General features: G+C 72.7%; 2 protein-coding genes. Both read right to left on the bottom strand.

Annotated elements, in window-relative coordinates; translation table 11 throughout:
- Nucleotides 1-884 (bottom strand): cell division protein PerM (locus tag ABTZ89_RS38125; protein ID WP_351054224.1); only part of this gene is annotated, 884 nt, incomplete at its 3' end.
- 180 nt (nucleotides 885-1,064) lie between these two features.
- Entirely contained in the window at nucleotides 1,065-1,955 is an 891-nt protein-coding gene (locus ABTZ89_RS38120) for a DUF5336 domain-containing protein (RefSeq protein ID WP_351054221.1), read from the bottom strand.
- Between the last annotated feature and the right edge of the window lie 227 nt (nucleotides 1,956-2,182).

Raw genomic sequence — 2,182 nt, 5'->3', positions numbered from 1 at the left:
GACCAGCCCGGCCCCTCCTGCGACGGCAAGATCGCGAGCAGGGGAAGGTCGGGCACCGGCCCGGGCGTGGCGTGCAAGGGCTGCACCGTCAGCCCGCCCAGCGACAGGCCGGTGCCGGCGGCGAAGGCCCAGCCCGCCAGCACTCCGTTCGGCAGGTACAGCAGCGACAGGAGGGAGGTTCCGATCGCGTCACCGGCAGCGCCGGATCGCGCCATCGAGGCGACCATGTCCGGCGCCGAGGCGCAGATCCCGACCAGCAGCACCACACCGCCGGCGGCGACCACCGCAGAGAGTGCGAGCAGACCGATGCGCAGGCCTGACCACACCTCGGCCTCGACCCGTTCCCAGACCAGGTAGATGAGCCCGCAGCGGTTCGCCACGCCTGCCGCCGAGGCGGCGGTGGCGGTCAAGCCGCAGCTCAGGAAGGCATCGACCGGGACGGCGCGGAACGGTCCGGCCAGCACGAGGGCGATGGCCGCGCCGACGAAGGCGTGCACCAGGCCCATGGTCGCGATGACCGGCCACGCCTGGTCCGGTCGTCGCAGCCTGGAACGCCGCGCCACCCAGGCCGAGGCGGCCGCGATCAGCAGCATCACGGCCGCGGTCGGGAGCAGCGGGAGCACGCTCAGCGGTGCGCCCGTGATCGTCAGCGCGGACTGGTGCAGGACCAGCCACCCGGGCAGCGCGGCCAGCAGCACCACGAGCGGGCTGAACCCGGCGTTGCTGGCGGTGGCCGTCACCAGGGCGATCAGTCCGGCCGACAGCAGGTAGCCGAGGACCAGGACGGTGCAGGTCGCGCCGATGAGCAGCCACCAGCGGAGGCCGAGCCTGCGCTCGCGGGGGCCGTCGGCGATGGCGTGGGGAATCGACTCGAGCACGGACACGTTGCCGAATGTCGCACCACAATTCCGCCGAACGGGTCACAACACGCCGCCACCTCCACCCATCGGGCGACACCGAACGTCCATTTAGGACGCTCCCGCGGCCTGTCCCACCGCCCTGCTTCACCGAAAAGAAAGCACGGGCGGCCCGCAGGCCACCCGTGCTCGATCGATCTCCAGCTATCAGAATTCCTGCCGGTTGAGGCCGGGGTGCGGCATCTGCTGGGTGCCCTGCGGGCCGCTGCCCTGGCCACCTTGACCGGACTGACCGGCAGCTCCCTGGTTCGGCGGACCGTCCTGCCCGGCGGAACCACCCTGACCGGCAGGAGAGCCCTGACCAGCGGGAGCGCCCTGCCCGGCAGGAGCGCCCTGACCGGCGGGGGCGCCGCCCTGACCGGCGAAGCCGGGCTGACCGGCGGGACCGGACGGGTTCGGGGCCGGGGAGCCACCCGAGGACGGGTTCCAGCCGCCCGGCTGCTGCGGCTGTCCACCGGTGGCCGGGCTCCAGCCGCCGCTCGCCGGCGCGAACTGCCCGGGCTTGGCGGGCGGCGCCGCGGGGTTCCACCCACCGGGGCCACCGGGCTTGCCGGGGCCGCCCTGCTGACCGGGCTGGAACGGGCCGGGCTGGCCACCCTGACCGGACGGGCCGGACGGGGGCTTGCTGGCCGAGTCGGAGCTCTGCGGCACGTTGATGATCCCGCCGTCGATCAGCAGGTTCCCGACCACACCGGCGAGCTGCGCGATGGCCAGCAGCAGGAGCAGCACGACGATGCCGCCGGAGGTGCCGCCGATGAGGTCCTGCAGCAGCGCGAGGGTGGCGTAGGCGGACAGCGGCGCGGCGGCGACCAGCAAGTTCGGCGTCTTCGGCACGAAGCGCAGGCCGGCCAGCGCTGCGGAGGTGATGATGGAGAACCCGGCAAGGCTGCCGACGAGCACACCGGCGATCTCGCTGAAGAAGCCGATCAGGTAACCGACCAGACCGGCCCCGGCCGCCACCAGCGCCAGGATCTCCTTCAAGCCGAGTGCGGGCCCGGCCGAGCTGGACTTCCGCGACGGGGGATACGGGGCGGACATGCTGTGGTGACACTCCTCAATAGGCGTTCGGGGAACGAGGACGGGCCAGGCCGACGGTGTCCGCCGACCGAACCCAGTGTGCCGGAAAACGCTGGCACCGGTGTTCGAACGCAGTGCGCATCGGGGGTCGCGCACTCCAGGACCAGGTGACCAGCGGTTCGGGCTCGACGAGCTCTGGCGAGAACGAGCCGCCGAAACACGTGCTACAAGCCGTCGGGGCCGGACAC

It is taken from the genome of Saccharopolyspora sp. NPDC002686 (assembly GCF_040295745.1).
GTDB lineage: Bacteria > Actinomycetota > Actinomycetes > Mycobacteriales > Pseudonocardiaceae > Saccharopolyspora > Saccharopolyspora oryzae.
This window is presented reverse-complemented; position numbering and strand designations above follow the sequence as displayed.

Excerpts from the sequence above, each read along its gene's own strand:
- ABTZ89_RS38120 (WP_351054221.1), bottom strand. The coding sequence starts at position 1,955 with ATGTCCGCCCCGTATCCCCCGTCGCGGAAGTCCAGCTCGGCCGGGCCC.